Origin of the sequence: Nocardia yunnanensis (assembly GCF_003626895.1) — a bacterium.
GTDB lineage: Bacteria > Actinomycetota > Actinomycetes > Mycobacteriales > Mycobacteriaceae > Nocardia > Nocardia yunnanensis.
Genome location: NZ_CP032568.1, coordinates 5,930,297 through 5,946,026, shown reverse-complemented (window position 1 = coordinate 5,946,026; position 15,730 = coordinate 5,930,297). Strand labels below are relative to the sequence as shown.

Annotated in this window: 16 protein-coding genes; 7 read left to right on the top strand and 9 right to left on the bottom strand. The window is 67.2% G+C overall.

Annotation, left to right across the window (positions count from 1 at the left end; all coding sequences use genetic code 11):
- Nucleotides 1-23: 23 nt before the first annotated feature.
- From D7D52_RS28125 to D7D52_RS28115, 3 genes are all read right to left on the bottom strand, one after another.
- Nucleotides 24-803, bottom strand: coding sequence for an LppU/SCO3897 family protein (locus tag D7D52_RS28125; RefSeq protein WP_120741139.1), 780 nt, complete (start codon nucleotides 801-803; stop codon nucleotides 24-26).
- 106 nt (nucleotides 804-909) lie between these two features.
- Nucleotides 910-1,329 (bottom strand): PIN domain nuclease, encoded by a 420-nt coding sequence (locus D7D52_RS28120; protein ID WP_120741137.1) that lies wholly within the window; start codon nucleotides 1,327-1,329, stop codon nucleotides 910-912.
- Nucleotides 1,326-1,535, bottom strand: coding sequence for a type II toxin-antitoxin system VapB family antitoxin (locus D7D52_RS28115; protein WP_120741135.1), 210 nt, complete (start codon nucleotides 1,533-1,535; stop codon nucleotides 1,326-1,328). Before D7D52_RS28115 ends, D7D52_RS28120 begins: the two co-directional genes overlap by 4 nt.
- Before the next feature lie 581 nt (nucleotides 1,536-2,116).
- Between D7D52_RS28115 and D7D52_RS38090 the strand changes: the two genes are divergently transcribed.
- Nucleotides 2,117-2,272, top strand: a complete 156-nt coding sequence (locus D7D52_RS38090; protein ID WP_162958601.1) for a hypothetical protein — start codon at nucleotides 2,117-2,119, stop codon at nucleotides 2,270-2,272.
- A gap of 79 nt (nucleotides 2,273-2,351) precedes the next feature.
- Here D7D52_RS38090 and D7D52_RS28110 read toward each other — a convergent pair whose 3' ends face one another.
- Genes D7D52_RS28110 through rplN form a run of 4 tightly spaced genes read right to left on the bottom strand, consistent with a single transcriptional unit; the run spans nucleotide 2,352 to nucleotide 3,794 of the window.
- Entirely contained in the window at nucleotides 2,352-2,537 is a 186-nt protein-coding gene (locus tag D7D52_RS28110; protein WP_029923637.1) for a type Z 30S ribosomal protein S14, read from the bottom strand.
- 3 nt (nucleotides 2,538-2,540) lie between these two features.
- A complete protein-coding gene (gene rplE / locus D7D52_RS28105) occupies nucleotides 2,541-3,107 on the bottom strand; it encodes a 50S ribosomal protein L5 (RefSeq protein WP_120741133.1) in 567 nt (188 codons plus the stop codon).
- Nucleotide 3,108: 1 nt separating this feature from the next.
- Nucleotides 3,109-3,423, bottom strand: coding sequence for a 50S ribosomal protein L24 (gene rplX / locus D7D52_RS28100; RefSeq protein ID WP_033090673.1), 315 nt, complete (start codon nucleotides 3,421-3,423; stop codon nucleotides 3,109-3,111).
- Between the two features lie 2 nt (nucleotides 3,424-3,425).
- On the bottom strand, nucleotides 3,426-3,794 hold the full coding sequence (gene rplN, locus D7D52_RS28095) for a 50S ribosomal protein L14 (protein ID WP_033090674.1): 369 nt from the start codon (nucleotides 3,792-3,794) through the stop codon (nucleotides 3,426-3,428).
- 313 nt (nucleotides 3,795-4,107) lie between these two features.
- Here rplN and D7D52_RS28090 point away from each other — a divergent pair, with 313 nt between their 5' ends.
- Both D7D52_RS28090 and D7D52_RS28085 read left to right on the top strand, forming a co-directional pair.
- Nucleotides 4,108-6,144 carry a M13 family metallopeptidase gene (locus D7D52_RS28090; RefSeq protein ID WP_120741131.1) on the top strand — a complete coding sequence of 679 codons (2,037 nt, stop codon included), beginning with the start codon at nucleotides 4,108-4,110 and terminating at the stop codon, nucleotides 6,142-6,144.
- Nucleotides 6,145-6,245: 101 nt separating this feature from the next.
- Nucleotides 6,246-8,288 carry a M13 family metallopeptidase gene (locus D7D52_RS28085; protein WP_120741129.1) on the top strand — a complete coding sequence of 681 codons (2,043 nt, stop codon included), beginning with the start codon at nucleotides 6,246-6,248 and terminating at the stop codon, nucleotides 8,286-8,288.
- 41 nt (nucleotides 8,289-8,329) lie between these two features.
- On the opposite strand, the gene D7D52_RS28080 is transcribed toward D7D52_RS28085, so the two are convergent.
- Nucleotides 8,330-9,754 (bottom strand): aminotransferase-like domain-containing protein, encoded by a 1,425-nt coding sequence (locus D7D52_RS28080; RefSeq protein ID WP_120741127.1) that lies wholly within the window; start codon nucleotides 9,752-9,754, stop codon nucleotides 8,330-8,332.
- Between the two features lie 64 nt (nucleotides 9,755-9,818).
- Here D7D52_RS28080 and D7D52_RS28075 point away from each other — a divergent pair, with 64 nt between their 5' ends.
- On the top strand, nucleotides 9,819-10,151 hold the full coding sequence (locus tag D7D52_RS28075; protein ID WP_120741125.1) for a cupin domain-containing protein: 333 nt from the start codon (nucleotides 9,819-9,821) through the stop codon (nucleotides 10,149-10,151).
- A 6-nt stretch (nucleotides 10,152-10,157) separates the two neighbouring features.
- Here D7D52_RS28075 and D7D52_RS28070 read toward each other — a convergent pair whose 3' ends face one another.
- Entirely contained in the window at nucleotides 10,158-10,493 is a 336-nt protein-coding gene (locus D7D52_RS28070; RefSeq protein ID WP_120741123.1) for an MmcQ/YjbR family DNA-binding protein, read from the bottom strand.
- Between the two features lie 153 nt (nucleotides 10,494-10,646).
- Between D7D52_RS28070 and D7D52_RS28065 the strand changes: the two genes are divergently transcribed.
- From D7D52_RS28065 to D7D52_RS28055, 3 genes are all read left to right on the top strand, one after another.
- Nucleotides 10,647-11,744: an AMP-binding protein gene (locus D7D52_RS28065; RefSeq protein ID WP_162958600.1), complete on the top strand. Its 1,098-nt coding sequence runs from the start codon at nucleotides 10,647-10,649 to the stop codon at nucleotides 11,742-11,744.
- 544 nt (nucleotides 11,745-12,288) lie between these two features.
- The gene (locus D7D52_RS28060) at nucleotides 12,289-13,596 is read left to right on the top strand and encodes a glycosyltransferase family 4 protein (protein WP_120744526.1); all 1,308 of its coding nucleotides are present in this window, start codon (nucleotides 12,289-12,291) and stop codon (nucleotides 13,594-13,596) included.
- Nucleotides 13,586-15,709 (top strand): amylo-alpha-1,6-glucosidase, encoded by a 2,124-nt coding sequence (locus D7D52_RS28055; protein ID WP_120741119.1) that lies wholly within the window; start codon nucleotides 13,586-13,588, stop codon nucleotides 15,707-15,709. Before D7D52_RS28060 ends, D7D52_RS28055 begins: the two co-directional genes overlap by 11 nt.
- Nucleotides 15,710-15,730: the final 21 nt, after the last annotated feature.

Here is a 15,730-nt window from a genome sequence, read left to right as displayed (position 1 = left end):
CACAGCGGTGAACGCTTGGCGGATCAGTGCGCGGAGCCGAGGCAGAACGCCTTGGGCATGATCTCGCCGGGCTGCTGATACGAGTAGGTGGCGATGGAACCGGACACCCGGTCGCACAGCGAGGTGTCGAGCTGGGAGCTCAGGATCTTGTATTCGGCGTCGGGGCTCGAGCAGGCGGTGATCTCGACGTCGTCGGCGCCGGACTTCTTCAGGCAGTCACCGATCTTGGCGTTGTCGATGGTGCGGGCCGGGTCGGAACCCTTTGCGATCAAACAGAATACGATGCCGGTGCCGAAGGCGCCGATGCCCTTCTTGGCCTTGAGGATGTAGCTGTAGGTGGTCTGGGTGCCGGAGACCTTCTTGCAGGCGGCGTCGGGCATGAACTCGGTGGTGTCGAGGCGATCGAGGACGCGGTAGACGGCGGTGTGGTCGGCGCAGTCGGCCTTCAGCGGATTGTTGCCGGCGGTGTCGGTGAGGCAGTCGCCCTTCTGGGCCGCGTTCGCGGCGTGCGCGGGATCGGCGCCCTTGATGCCCACGCAGACCGAGCCCTTGCCCTTGTCGGTGTAGACGTACTCGGTCCCGGCGACATCCACGCACCGCTCGTGCGCCTGCCCGCTTCCCGCCCGATCGAGCACCACGAATCCGGCATCCGCCCCGGAGCACGACACCTTGTCGAACCCGTCCTCGCCCGTCTTCTTCAGGCAATCCCCGGCCTGCACGCCGCCCGAGGATCCCCCGATCAGCCCGCATCCGCTCGTGAACAACGCCAACAACACCGCGGAAACCGCAACCGCCCAACGCATCCGGAACCCTCCCCGTAACAACCCATTTCGGACGATTGGTCACCGTAGCGTGCCCGTGCGGCCACGACCAATCGACCAACCCGAAACTGCGGTAGTCATGACGCGGTCACGAGATGGATCCCGGGGCCGAAATCCATTGGGTTGGCTGACCGGTTACGCGAGCGACCGTCTCGAAGTCGTGGTCGTAGTGGAGAACCGTCAGATTGTTGGCCGCGGCGGTCGCTGCGATGACGAGGTCGGGAAGGCCGGCACTGCGGTGCTGCCCATGCTCCGTAAGCAGTTGCTGCGTCCTATGGGCTCGCACCCAGACGTCATCTGGCGTGACCGCCCAGCCGAACAATCCATCGAAGAGGTCCTTCTTGCGAAGACGATCGGCCAGAGACTGAGCTCCGTACAGCAACTCGAGTTCGACCGCATCGCAGAGGGCGATCAACCCCGCATCGAGCGGTTCCTCCCATGCCTTGCGAACCGAAGGGTCGAGCAGCAAACGACCGGCGGCAGAGGTATCGATCAAGAACTCGATCATCGACGGTACCCCCGTTTGTCCCGCAGGTAGTCGAAGTCACCCCGTTCCGCCATCTCGACTAGCTCCGCCAGCGCCTTGGCGCGCTTGATTCGCTTCGCGACTTCGATCAGGGCCGCGTTCACCGTGTCCTTCTTCGTGGTTGTACCCAGCAGACGCTGCGCCTCCGCGAGCGCTTCGTCGTCAACCTCGATCAGCAGCTTGGACATGGGGACCACCTCCTATATACAGAATAGCTAGCTCGAATATACGCGATATCCAGCCCGACGGACCGGAATGGCCGCGGCCTCCGGACGGAGGCATGCGAAAGGCCCCCGCCGAGTCGAAACTCGGTGGGGGCCTTCGGGTTTAGGAGCGGCTACCGGCGATCGAGCACGGCTTCGACGCGTTGCTGTTCTGCACCGCGTCCGCCCGCCGGTTCACCTCGATGGCGAAAGTCATTGTCGCATCCGGCCGAAGCCCGAAACCCCGCAAGACAGACTTGATCATCGCCGCCATCGCCTCGGCGAACGTAAGGGCTCGCGAGCCCCCTCGCCGAAGTCGATCGATACGCGAGTGTTGTTGCCGCGAGCTTGCCGAGTTCGCTAATGTCCGATTTATCCTGTGAGTTGGCTGTGAGGCAAGGCATTTGGCGAGGGGACGAGCTGAAAGCGAAGATCATCGAGTCGATCGATCACGGGGATATGGTCGTCATCGCCCGGCCGATGGAGGGCGGGGACCCTCAGCTCGCCAAGAGCAACGTCCCGGTGGCCAGCACCGCCGTCACATCGCCGAAACACCGAGCAGCTCAATGGCGCTCCTGCGCGCCAGTTCCCCGTCCACCCCGTATGCCCTGGCCACCTACCAGGGCTTGGAGCTCGACAAGCAAACTATGCTGGTAGAGGTTTCGGGCGACACCTTCGATCAGCTCTACCTCGGCTGGTGGCTCTGGATGCAGATCGGCTAGCACGCCGAAGGCCCCCACCGGGACGGGTCTCGGTGGGGGCCTTCGGGTTCGGTATTACGCGGTCACGAGGACCGGTAAGTCACCAGGACGACTTGTGGACGCCCGGGAGTTCGCCGCGGTGGGCCATTTCGCGCAGGCACACGCGGCAGAGGCCGAACTTGCGGTAGACCGCGTGGGGGCGGCCGCAGCGCTGGCAGCGGGTGTAGGCACGCACGGCGAACTTCGGCTTCGCGTTGGCCTTGTTGATCAGAGCCTTCTTAGCCATGGATCAGTTCTCCTTGAACGGGAAGCCGAGGTGCTTGAGCAGGGCACGGCCTTCTTCGTTGTTGGTGGCCGTGGTCACCACGGTGATGTCCATACCACGCGGACGGTCGATCTTGTCGACGTCGATCTCGTGGAACATGGACTGCTCGGAGAGACCGAAGGTGTAGTTGCCGTGGCCGTCGAACTGCTTGGGCGACAGGCCGCGGAAGTCGCGGATACGCGGCAGCGCGATGGAGATCAGGCGATCCAGGAACTCCCACATGCGGTCGCCGCGCAGGGTGACCTTCGCGCCGATCGGCATGCCCTCACGCAGCTTGAACTGCGCGATGGACTTGGTGGCCTTGCGGATCTCGGGCTTCTGGCCGGTGATCAGGGTGAGGTCGGCGACCGCACCGTTGATCAGCTTCGCGTCGCGGGCGGCGTCGCCGACACCCATGTTCACGACGACCTTCACCACGCCGGGGATCTGCATCACGTTGGCGTAGTTGAACTCGTTGTTCAGGGCCGGCTTGATTTCCTCGCGGTAGCGAGTCTTCAGACGGGGCTGAACCTTGTTCTCGGTAGAAGTCATCTCAGATGTCCTTCCCGTTGCGACGGGAGATGCGGACCCGCTTGCCGTTCTCATCGGTGCGGAAGCCCACGCGGGTCGGCTTGCCGTCGGAGTCGACGACCATCACGTTGGAGGCCTGGATCGGCGCTTCCTGAGTGACGATGCCGCCCGAGCTGGCGCCACGCTGGTTCGCGGAGTTCGCGACGTGCTTCTTGATGCGGTTCACGCCCTCGACGAGGACCTTGCCGGTCGCCGGGTAGGCCTGAATGACCTTGCCCTTGGCGCCCTTGTCCTTGCCCGAGATGACGATGACCGTGTCGCCCTTGTGCACCTTCATGGTTACAGCACCTCCGGGGCGAGCGAGACGATCTTCATGAAGCGCTTCTCACGCAGCTCACGGCCGACCGGGCCGAAGATGCGGGTGCCACGCGGATCGTTGTCCGCCTTGATGAGCACCGCGGCGTTCTCGTCGAACTTGATGTAGGACCCGTCCGGACGACGGCGCTCCTTGACGGTGCGCACGACGACGGCCTTGACGACCTCGCCCTTCTTGACGTTGCCACCCGGGATGGCGTCCTTGACAGTGGCGACGATGATGTCGCCGATGCCGGCATAGCGACGCGACGAGCCACCGAGCACGCGGATGCAGAGGATTTCCTTCGCACCCGTGTTGTCGGCGACGCGCAGTCGCGACTCCTGCTGAATCACTTCAGCTCCTCCTAGACCTGGACGAAATGCACGCCGGATTGCCGACCCGACGGGCATGGTCAGTTGCCCTTCAAACGCACGCCTGCCAGCGGTTTTCCACCAAACTGGAGATCAACCACTGTGGGTTCGCGGCCGAAGTGCGGGCAGAGCTCCCGCAGGCAACCGGTCCATAGTAGCCAAGTCCCAGGTCGGACCCAAATCGGGGCGGCCGATCAGGCCACGGGCGTGGATTCAGGGCTTCCTCAGGCGGCTCCACTAGCGTCGGCGCGAGCAATGTCGCAGCTATCCGATTATCCGGTAGAGGAGATTCGCGTTGACGTCCGAGCGCCTCGCTCTCGATCGCCGCAAGTTCCTGATCGCGCTGGGCCTGGTGCCCACCGCCGCCGCGCTGGCCGCGTGCAACAAGACCGACAAACCCAAGCAGCTCATCGGGCCGGACATGGCCGGGTCGAATCCGGCGATCCGGCCGCAGGACGACCTGTACCGCTTCGTCAACGGCAAGTGGCTCGACGAGTATCAGCTGCCGCCGGACAAGGTCTCCTTCGGCACTTTCGACGAGGTGCAGGAGCGAGTCGAGCAGCAGCTCGAGGACATTATCGAAGGGATTCACAATCCCAAGTCCGGCTCGAACGAGCAGAAGATCCGCGATCTGTACGACGGCCGGATGGACAAGGACGCGATCGAGCGGCTCGGTATGACGCCGCTGCAGGATCTGTTCGATGAGATCGACAAGGCGGCCCCCAAGCCGGATCTCGCGAAGGTGATGGGCGGGCTGCCCGGCGTCGGGCTGATCGGGATCGGCGTGGGGCCCGACCCGAAGGATTCCAATGCCCATCTGCCGTCGGTGTCGCAGGCGGGGCTCGGGTTGGATCAGCAGTACTACCGCGACCCGAAGTACGCCGACAAGTTCACCGCCTACCGGACCTACATGCAGCGCATCGCCGCCGGCGCCGGGTTCCCCGACCCCACCGCGCTGGCGAACCGGGTGGTGGATCTCGAGGCGCGCATAGCCGGATTCCATTGGGACAACGTCAAACTGCGCGACACCGATGCCACCTACAACCTGAAGACCTGGACCGAGCTGGTCGCGCTGGGACCGCAATTCGATTGGGATCCTTGGCTTTCCGGTACCACCGATCGCCCCAAGAATCTCTTCGACAAGATCGACGTCGGTGAGCCGTCGTTCGTGACCGGCGCCGCCCAGTTGTGGGCCGAGGTCGATATCGCCGCCTGGCGTGAGTATTTGAAGCTGGGTCTGGTGCGCACGTTCGCGACGTATCTGCCCAAGGCCATCGCCGACCCGAACTTCGATTTCTTCGGCAAGGAGATGTCGGGCCTGAAGCAGCGGCCGGAGCTGTGGAAGGCCGCGGTGTCGACCGTCAACGGCACCGTGGGCGAGGCGCTCGGAAAACTGTACGTGGACAAGCATTTCCCGCCCGAGGCCAAGCAGCGCGCGCTGGAGATGGTGGATGATCTGCGCGCAGCCTACAAGGACAACTTCACGAATTCGACCTGGATGTCGCCGCCCACCCGGGAGGCCGCCATCGTGAAACTAGGCAAGATCAACGCCAAGATCGGGTATCCCGACAAGTGGGAGGACTACTCCAAGCTCACCGTCACCCGCGGCAAACTCGTCGAATCCCTGCGCGCCTCCGATGCTTTCGAGGCCAAGCGGATGTTCGATCGGCTGGGGACGCCGGTGGACAAGTCGGAGTGGGGTATGCCGCCGCAGACGGTGAACGCCTACTACAACCCCAGCGGCAACGAGATCGTGTTCCCGGCGGCGTTCCTGCAGCCGCCGTTCTTCGACCCGGACGCCGAACCGGCCGTCAACTACGGTGCGGGCGGTGCGGTCATCGGCCACGAGATCGGGCACGGTTTCGACGATCAGGGTGCCAAATACGACGCCGACGGCAATCTGAAGGATTGGTGGACGCCCGCGGACAAAGCTGCGTTCCAGCAGAAGACACAGCAGCTCATCGACCAGTACAACCAGCTGGTGCCGGCGGGGCTGCCGGCGGATCAGCACGTGAACGGGGAGCTCACCGTCGGGGAGAATCTGGCGGATCTGCGCGGGCTGGAGATCTCGCTGGCCGCGTACCGGATGGTCGAGAAGCGCAAGGGCGTCGACACTCCCGATTACCGGCCGATGTTCGAATCCTGGGGCCGGACCTGGCGGACCAAGATGACCGACGAGTCGCTGGAGAATCAGCTCGCCAACGACCCGCATTCGCCCGCGGAATTCCGCTGTAACCAGGTGGTGCGGAATCTGGCCGAGTTCTACGCCACCTACGACGTGAAGGACGGCGACAAGGAATACCTGCCGCCGGAGCAGAGCGTCACGCTCTGAGCCTGCGCCGGCGAAACTCCCAGGTTCGCGACACCCGACGCGGGGCTGCCATCCCCGGTAGCCTCGCGTGCAATCGCGAGCTTCGGGGAGAGGTAGTGCCTGTGACATCGTCGGGACTGGACCGTCGTCGTTTTCTGATCGCGCTGGGTTTGGCGCCGGCGGTCGCCACCTTGGCGGCGTGCGGGCACGACACCAAGAATTCGGTCGCCTCGACGCAGCTGACCGGGCCCGACATGTCCGGTTCGGATCCGGCGGTGCGGCCGCAGGACGACCTGTTCCGCTATGTCAACGGCAAATGGCTCGCGGACTATCAGCTGCCCGCGGACAAGGTGTCGTTCGGGACCTTCGACGAGGTGCAGGAGCGGGTCACCGCGCAGTTGCGGGAGATCATCGAGGGCATCCAGAATCCCAAGCCGGATACGACCGAACAGCGGATCCGCGACCTGTACGACGCGCGCCTGGATACCGACACCTTCGAGAAACTGGGCATGACGCCGCTGGCGGGCATGTTCGCCGATATCGATCAGGCGGCCGACAAGGCGGCGCTGGCCAAGGTGATGGCCGCGCTGCCGATCGGCGGTTTGATCGGGTTGAGCGTGTCGGTGGACCGCAAGAACTCCGCCGCGCACGTGCCCACGGTCTCGCAATCCGGAATCGGGTTGGGCGAGCAGTACTATCGCAAGCCCGAATACGCCGACAAGCTGGCCGGATACCGGACCTTCCTGGAGAAGATCGCCACCGGTGCGGGTTTCGCCGATCCGGTCGCGCTGGCGGGGCGGGTGCTGGATCTGGAGAAACGCATCGCGGCCGGATTCTGGGACAACATCAAGCTGCACAACACCGAGGCCAGCTACAACAAGATGTCGTGGACCGACATGGTGGCGCTGGCGCCCCAATTCGATTGGGATCCCTGGCTTTCCGGCAATACCGATCGACCCAAGAGCCTGTTCGCGACGGTGATCGTCGGGGAGCCGTCGTTCGTCACCGCGGCCGGGCAGCTGTGGCACGACGTGGATATCGCGCTGTGGCGGGAGTATCTGAAGCTGTCGGTGGTGCGGGAGTACGCGCGGTATCTGCCGAAGGCCATCTCCGACGCCAACTTCGAGTTCTTCGGCACTGTGATGAGCGGGCAGCAGCAGCGGCCGGAACTGTGGAAGTCGGCGGTCGGCACGGTGGATTCCACGATCGGCGAGCAGCTCGGAAAGCTGTACGTGGCAAAGCATTTCCCGCCCGAGGCCAAGCAGCGGGCGCTGGACATGGTTGCGGATCTGATCGCGGCCTACAAGGAGAACTTCACCAATTCGCCGTGGATGTCGCAGCCCACCCGGGATGCCGCGCTGGTCAAGCTCGGCAAGATGGGGGTGAAGATCGGCTACCCGGACAAGTGGGAGGACTACAGCGGGTTGAGGGTCACCCGCGGTCAGCTCATCCAATCCCTGCGCGCCGCCAATGTTTTCGAGTCCAAGAAGATGTTCGACAAGCTCGACAAGCCGGTCGACAAGTCCGAGTGGGGCATGACGCCGCAGACGGTGAACGCCTACTACCAGCCGGTCAACAATGAGATCGTCTTCCCGGCGGCGTTCCTGCAGCCGCCGTTCTTCGATGCCAATGCCGAGGCGGCCGTGAATTTCGGTGCGGGCGGCGCGGTCATCGGGCACGAAATCGGCCACGGCTTCGACGATCAGGGCTCCAAATACGATGCCGACGGCAATCTGAAGGACTGGTGGTCGCCGCAGGACCGCGCCAAGTTCGACGCGCTCACCCAGAAGATCGTCGATCAGTACAACGGCCTGGTGCCCGCCGGACTTGATCCGGCGCATCACGTGGACGGTCAGCTCACGCTGAGTGAGAACGTGGCCGACAATCGCGGCCTGCAAATGGCTTTCGCCGCCTACCGCATCAATCAGAAGCGCGCGGGCGTCGCCGATCCCGACTACAAGGACATGCTCGAATCCTGGGGCCGCAACTGGCGTTCCAAGCAGACCTCGCAGTACACCGAGAACCTGATCGCCAACGACGTCCACTCCCCCGACGAATTCCGCGCCAATCAGGTGGTCCGCAACCAGGCCGAGTTCTACGCCACCTTCCAGGCCAAGGATGGCGACAAATTGTTCCTGCCGGAGGATCAGCGCGTCACCTTCTGATCCGCGAATTCTATTCGGCCACCTGCGATTCCGCTTTCCGTTCACACGGCCAGCGGCGGTGGCGTGCGGTGGCGGCGCGCGGGCGGGCGGTAGGCCCGCCACGCGGTCGCGAGTCGTTCGGCCGCCTCCGCCAGCACCGCGTCCGGATGACGGAAGTGCAGTCGGACCCGGTTCTCGCTGTCCCCGCTCGGGTCGAGACCGGAGCCGGCGAGCACGGCGACGCCGTGGCGCAGCGCGGTCTGCGCGAACGAGGCGCCGTCGCCGTGCGGCATCCGGCACCACAGGGTCTGGCCGCCGTTTACCGCCGGGATTTCCCAATCTGGCAGCGCGACGGCGAGTTTCGCGCGCAACAGGTCGTGGCCCGCACGCAGCCGTGCGGCCCGCTGCTCGTGGGTGGCGTCGATGTCCGGCACCAGCGTGGTGGCGGCCAGTTGCGCGGGCAGGTTGCCGCCCAGATCGTGCACCGCGCGCAGCCGGGTGAGCCGCGCGATCACCGCCTCGGGGGCGCGAATCCAGCCGACCCGCAGACCGCCCCAGATGCTCTTGCTCAGCGACCCGATCGACAGCACGTCATCCGCGACGGCGGCCAGCGGCGGCGGCGACACGACGCCCGGGAAGCCGAGATCGGCGGTGATCTCGTCGGCGATGAGCGGAACATCGTGTGCCGCAGACACTTCCGCGATGCGCTGACGGCGCAGGCCGGAAAGCACCGCGCCGGTGGGGTTCTGGAAGGTGGGCGTCGCATAGGCCAGCACCGGACGGTGCGCGCGCACCGCGTTCTCGAAGCCCGCGAATCCGATCGGCAGCGTGGCCGGCACCGCCGCCTCCTCGTGAAACGCCTCCAGCGCACCGGGATACGTGGGCGTCTCGACCAGCACCCGGTCGCCGGGCCGGATGAACGCGCGCGCCAGTAGCGACAGCGCCTGCTGCCCGCCGTTGGTGACGAGGATGCGTTCGGGTCCGGTGGGCGCGCCGAGGCGGGTGTAGCGCTCGGCGATGGCGGCGCGCAGCGGCGGATAACCCGCCGGGTGGTAACCGATCTCGGCGGTCATGGCGGCCAGCGCCGGAACCAGCTGCGCGTAGGCGGCGGTGACGACCGCCGGGGGCGCTTCCGGGGCGGCGCAGGCCAGCGAGATCAGGTCCGGGTGCGGTTCGAGCAGGTTCAGGAACATGGGGGCGCTGGTGGTGTGGTCGGCGGTCTCGGCCATCGCGCCCGCCACCCGGGTGCCGCTGCCGCGCCGTCGCACGATGCGCTCCTCGGCGGCCAGCAGGTCGTAGGCGGCGATGACCGTATTGCGGCCCACCGCCAGCTGTTTCGCGAACACCCGTTCCGGGGGCAGCAGCGCGCCCGGCGGCAGATCCCCATCCTCGATCAGCTGCCGCAGCCGCGCGGCCAGCAGCCCATACAGCGGTCCCCGCCCCGACGACCAGCGTCCCAGTCGTTCGGTCACCTCGATTGGATCCATAGTGGAACCAATTGTCCCGCATTGGCCCTCCCGCCGCCCCCCACGGTCGCCGACGATTGTCCCCATGACCGAAACCGCCACCGCCACCTCGATTCCCGCCGCCCTCGCCACCCTCCCCGGCCCCTTCCAACAACGAGAACTGGCCCGAGTCAACGACTCCGTCGTGCGCGTCGCCCAAATCCACGGCGAGTTCCCCTGGCATCACCACGACGAGGACGAACTCTTCCTCTGCTGGGACGGCACCTTCCGCCTCGAACTCGCCGACCGTCCCCCGGTAACCCTCTGCGCCGGTGACCTTTTCACCGTCCCCGCCGGCATCCAGCACCGCCCCGTAGCCGAGCACCCCGCCCACATCCTCCTCATCGAACGCCCGGAAACCACCCAATACGGCAGCTGAACGGCGTCACGCTGGGTCGAGGAGTTCCCTGGGCGCGGCCTGACGCCAGGAGTCGGTGATGATGGCCGCCAGCTCGTCCTGATCGTCGAGGGCCGCCAGTCGGACCCGTACCCAGGCGTTGCCGGCCTCGTGCGGAGCGATCCAGAACTTGTCCGGCTCGGCTTGGACGAGTTCGTCGCGATCGGCGACCGGGCAGCGGACGGCCATGGAGGTTTCCTGCTCCGGCAGCGTGAGGAACAGTTTGCCCGCCACTCGGAAGGTGGGCATCTGCCATTCGAACTGTTCCTTGGTGCGCGGCAGTGCGAGCGCCACCGCCCTCACCTCGTCCCCGGTCGTGGTCATGCGCCCGATCCTCCCAGTCACGGGTGACAGCCGCGACCGGCCGCCGGGTTGTCGCCGATTCGATCCCGATCGGGGTGGCCTATTGTGCTCTGCATCGATTAGGTTAGGGTTGCTTAAGTTGGAACCCGGGGGTTTGGAACGATGGAGCGTGCGGTGCCGGAAATCTTGTCCGCCGTCGAGCGTCACCGGCTCGTGGACGAATGGGCCAACGGCGTCGAACTGTATGACGTGCCGTCGGTGGCCATGCTCATCGAATGCGGGCGGCGGGTGCCGGCGCTGCGGACCGCGGTGCGCTGCGGGGATCACATCCTTACCTATGCCGAACTGTACGAACGCCTCGACGGCGGGGTGACCGGCGCGGCCGGTCCGACCCTCGACGATCTGGCCCGCCTGCTCTGCGATATCGCCGCGGCTGCCGAGTTCGGCGCGGTGCTGGCCGAACTGGGCCCGGCGGGCACCGGTCTGAAGCCGGTCGCGGTGGCCGCGGCCGCCGACGATCGGCGCGCGGTGGCCGCGGATCAGCGCGCGTGTTCGGTCGATCGCGCCTACGGTTCGCCGGATGTGCGCCTGCTGGCCACCGGGTGGGACACCACGGACGCGGCGGTGGAACTGCTGGCCGCCCTGGCCGATGGCGCGACCCTGGTCCTGGCCACCGCCGCCCAGCGCGCCGAGGCGGCCGCGCTGGCCGAACTCATCGCCTCGACCGCGCCGACCCATGTGGTGGCCGATGCCGCCACCCTGGCCGGGCTGGCCTTCCTGCCCTCCCCCGCGCTGCCCTCGGTGCGGCGCTGGGATGTGTTCGGCAACGACTGTCCCGCAGCGCTTTCGGAGCTGCTGCGCGGGCTGGCTCCGGGCTCGTGCGCCGGATTCGCCTACACCACACCGCAGTACGCGGGGGTCGCCGCGCGCGGCCCGCTGGACGGTTCCGGCCGGGTGCGCCCGATTCCGGGCGCGCGGCTGCTGGTGCTGGACGAGTCGCTGCGGCTGGTGCCGCCGGGCCGGTCCGGGCGGGTGTACGTGGGCGGTTCGGCGCTGGCGCTCGAACTGGACGGTCACGCAGAAGGTTTCGTCGACGATCCGTTCGCGCCCGGCGGCCGGCTGGTGCGCACCGAGGTGCACGGCGGCTGGACCGCCGACGGCTGGCTGCTGCTGGACATGATCGAATCCGCCGCCGCCCCGGCCGTTTCCGATCAAACCGGACGGTCCATCCCCTCGGATTTCGCCGCCGGCGAGGGATATGCCGCGGCCTGAGCCGCCCGTCCGAACCCTCGAAATGCGGCCCTCGCACCGAACTTTGTGCGCGGAAACCTTCGAACAATGCCGATCCGCACTTTTCAGGTGATTCCTAGCGATATTGTGGAATCACCCAATATGGCCACCGAGTGCGACGACGCCTCGGGGTGCCCGAGGGCCCTGAGTCACCGTGCACGACCGGCGGTGGCGACCTCATCATCGGTGCTGGAGTCGTCCACACCGATCACGCATTGGTGCACCGGTCCCGGCACCAGCCGGCGCGACGATCACCAGGCGTTCAACTCGGAGCGTGCTGCCGATGCCGCTCGGCCTCATCCCCTGCCCCCGAACCTCGGGCGCGGGTGAGGCACGCGGACATTCGCGGTGCCAGCGCTGTCCGATCTCCTCCGGTCCGGCCACGGGTCGACGTCCCGCTGTCCGGGCGTCGATGGTCGTGTCCCTGGAAGGAGGGGCTGTCATGAGCGCGGAATCCCCGCTGCCCGTTCCGGCAACTACCGCAGTCGAATTCCCATCGGTCGAGCGCGAGCGGTTGCGCATCGCGATGGTGGTGCCACCCTATTTCGACATTCCACCCAAGGCGTACGGCGGAGTCGAGGCCGTGGTGGCCGATCTGGTGGACGCGCTGGTGGAGCGCGGACACCGGGTGACCCTGCTGGGCGCGGGCGTCAACGGCACCAAGGGCGAGTTCCAATCGCTGTGGGACCGGGCCCAATCCGAGCGGCTGGGCGATCCGTTCCCGGAGGTCGTGCACGCCTTGAAGGCCCGCCGGGCACTCGAGCGGCTGGCGGTGACCGAGGGCCTGGATCTGGTGCACGATCACACCTTCGCGGGCCCGCTCAATATGCCGGTCTCGCGCGAGCTCGGGGTGCCGACTGTGGTGACCGTGCACGGTCCCGTGTACGGCGACCCCTACCTGTACTACAGCGAGCTGGGTCCCGACGCGCACCTGGTGGCGATCAGCGACCGGCAGCAATCCCTGGCCCCGGACCTGAACTGGGTGGGCCGCGTGCACAACGCGCTGCGCGTGCAGGACTGGCCCTTCCGCACCGACAAGGACGACTACGCTCTGTTCCTGGGCCGGTTCACCGCGGACAAGGCGCCGCATCTGGCGCTCGAGGCCGCGCACGCCGCGGGGCTGCCGCTGATCCTGGCGGGCAAATGCGCCGAACCGCCCGAGTTGCGCTATTTCGAGAGTGCGGTGCGGCCGCTGCTGACCGAACGCGATCAGATGTTCGGCATGGCCGATGCCGCCGCCAAACGCGAATTGCTGTCGCGGGCACGCTGTCTGGTGTTCCCGGTGCAATGGGAGGAACCGTTCGGCATGGTCATGATCGAGGCGATGGTGTGCGGGACGCCGGTGGTGGCGTTGCGCGGCGGCGCGGTCGCCGAGGTCATCGTGGACGGCGTGACCGGTCGCGTCTGCGACGATCCCGCCGAATTACCCGCGGCCATCGCCGAAGTCCAGGGCTACGATCCGCACGCCATGCGCAAGCACGTGGAGTCGAATTTCGGCGCGGACACCCTGGGTCGCGGCTACGAGGAGATCTATCGGCGCGTGGTGCGGGAGTACCGGCCGCGCCGGGCCGGGCGGATCACCGTGCACGCCTGGGGCGCCGCGCCCGCGCATCAGAACCTCGCGCTGCCGGGGCGGGCGGCGGGCACCGGTCCGGGGCGCGCGACGGCGTCCACCATGCCGGGTCGCGTTCCCTCGCATACCGGGCATCCAGACGCCTTGACCGGAGGGGAGCTGGCGCCGGGCCGTAAACCTGTGTCCGACAGTGGTTCTACCTCTAAGGCGGCGTCGCGGCGGCGACGCGTGCCGCGGCGAAAGGGTCTGCATGAACAGTGACACACCGAACGCGCTCAATACCGGCGAGCCCGGTGTGGGCGGGTGGGGCGGAGCGGTGACGCTGGTGGAGGGCAGCACGTTCTGCCTCTCGGACAATCTGGGCGACGTCCAGCACGGCACCCCGTACGGCCTGTTCTTCCGGGACGCGCGGGTGCTGTCGCAGTGGGAGCTGCGATTGGACGGACAGCGGCCGGAGCCGCTGTCGGTGTGGAGTCCGGAGGCGTTCACCGCCCGGTTCATAATGCGCCGGCCGCCCAGGGCCGGCGCGGCGGACAGTACGGTGCTGATCGTGCGGGAGCGGCTCGTCGACGACGGGCTGCGCGAGACCATCACGGTGGAGAATCTGGGACGCGAGACCACCGCGGTGGACCTGCACCTGCACGTGGACGCGGATTTCGTGGATCTGTTCGCGGTCAAGGAGGGCCGCGGCGGCAATGCCCGCGCCGAGGTGATCGTGGCGGATGTGGAGCTGCTGCTCAACGATCGCTCCGATCGCTCGCGCGGGTTGGCGGTGTCGTCGTCGGAAACGCCGGTGGTGCTGCCGGGTTCGCTGTCGTGGCGGGCGGTGGTGCCCGCCGGCGGCAGCTGGCAGACCGAGATCGTCTGCCAGCCGACCATGGGCAATCAGCCCATCCACTCCCCCCTGCGGCCGGGCGAACATTACGAGGCCAGCGAGCCGAGCCGCAAGATCGCGCAGTGGCGGGATACCGCCACCAAGATTACGGCCGCGGACGCGCAGCTGTCGTGGGTGCTCGAACGCACCGAAAGCGACCTGGGCGCCTTGCAGATTCACGACGACGCGCGCGGCGGGCGGCCGTTCGTGGCGGCGGGCGCGCCCTGGTTCATGACGCTGTTCGGGCGGGATTCGCTGCTCACCGCGTGGATGGCGTTGCCGCTGGACGTCGGTCTGGCGGTGGGCACCCTGCAGCAGCTGGCGGAGATGCAGGGGCTGCGGGTGGATCCCATGACCGAGGAGGAGCCGGGCCGCATCATGCACGAGATGCGGCGCGGCCCCGCCAGCGGTCAGGTGCTGGGCGGTGAGACCTATTACGGAACCATCGACGCCACACCGCTTTTCGTCATGCTGCTGGCGGAGGCGCGGCGCTGGGGCGCGGACATCGACGCGGTGACCGCGCTGCTGCCCGCCGCCGACGCCGCGCTGGCCTGGATCGCCGACTACGGCGACCGCGACGGCGACGGGTTCGTGGAGTATCGACGCGCCACCGACCGCGGCCTGATCAATCAGGGCTGGAAGGACAGTTTCGACGGCATCAACGATGCCGCCGGGCGGCTGCCGGAACCGCCGATCGCGCTGTGCGAGGTGCAGGGCTACGTGTACGCGGCCACGCTGGCGCGCGCGGAGCTGGCCGAGGAGTTCGGGGACACCACCACCGCCGGGCACCTGCGGGACCGGGCGGCGGAGTTGCGCACCAAGTTCGCCGAGGCGTTCTGGCTGCCGGAAAAGGGTTGGTTCGCTGTCGGTTTGGACGGTCACAAGCGCCGGCTGGATGCCTTGACCAGCAATATCGGCCACTGCCTGTGGTCGGGCATCGTCAGCGACGAGCACGCGTCGATCGTGATCGCCAAGCTCGCCTCGCCCGAGATGGACAGCGGATTCGGTTTGCGCACACTGGCTTCCAGCATGGGCGCCTACAATCCGATGAGCTACCACAATGGTTCGATCTGGCCGCACGACACCGCGATCGCGGTGGCGGGCCTGCTGCGCTACCGGCATCTGCCCGGCGCGCTCGAGCTGGCGACGCGGCTGGCCGACGGGCTGCTGGACGCGGCGGCCGCCTTCGGCGGGCGGCTGCCCGAATTGTTCTGCGGTTTCCCGCGTTCCCGGTTCGGCGCGCCGGTGCCCTACCCGACCTCGTGCTCACCGCAGGCGTGGGCGAGCGCGGCGCCGCTGCTGCTGGTGCGCTCGTTCCTGGGCCTGGATCCCGATGCCGCCCATCGCAGCCTGACGGTGCTGCCGCATCTGCCGCTGCGCTGGGGGCGGGTGGAGCTGACCGATCTGCGGCTGGGCGGTGCGGTGATCGACCTGGCGGTCGAGGGCGATCGGGTGACCGCCCACAATCTGCCCGACGATTGGCGGTTGATCACCCACTGATTCCGATGTGACAGCGGGGCC